Source organism: Aliivibrio fischeri, assembly GCF_009727955.1.
GTDB classification, from domain to species: domain Bacteria; phylum Pseudomonadota; class Gammaproteobacteria; order Enterobacterales; family Vibrionaceae; genus Aliivibrio; species Aliivibrio fischeri_A.
Window position 1 is genome coordinate 1 of the sequence record NZ_WOBR01000032.1, and the last position, 593, is coordinate 593.

A 593-nucleotide genomic window follows, 5' to 3' on the forward strand; every position below is an offset into this window, starting at 1 on the left:
AACGCCTGCATAACACGTTTGCTACGATACAGACTTACCTGAATTTTAACGCCTTAATCACTGAAACTAAAGGCAAACTGACAACGCCGAGTGTAGCAAATCGTGTTGATGCATTTGTTATAACACTATTTCCAAACTAACTGTTTTGAATCAATGTGATTTATAAATTACCACATATAATGCAGAGACTATAAATTTCGAAGTATTCCAATGAAAATCCTTATAACTATTACAGCATTAATTTTATCACTTAATCCCACAACTTCTATCGCTCAAGTAGATGAAAGTACGCTTGAGCAACTTGTTGGTTGGACTCTTATTGAAACTAAAACGATTGAAGGTTTCTATAATGACGACGGAAAATACGAAGATAGTTTCGAAGGATGTGACTATGATCGAGTTATTCAATTTGTTGATAGTACGCAGATTGAATGCTCTTCATATGGGTATCAATATGCTTATAGACCAACAGCTTTTATTTTCGGAAAAAACACCAACTATAAAGGCAAATCTTATACGCTGTATAAAATGATCGTGGAAGACGATGTTTACGACATTAGATAACTTAAGTGTTATAACGCCTGCATAACACG

General features: G+C 34.4%; 1 protein-coding gene. It reads left to right on the forward strand.

The genetic code is table 11. The features are described 5' to 3' along the window. The first annotated feature begins 210 nt into the window (after nt 1-210). Nucleotides 211-564 carry a hypothetical protein gene (locus GNP81_RS19220; RefSeq protein WP_155675059.1) on the forward strand — a complete coding sequence of 118 codons (354 nt, stop codon included), beginning with the start codon at nt 211-213 and terminating at the stop codon, nt 562-564. Nucleotides 565-593 lie beyond the last annotated feature (29 nt).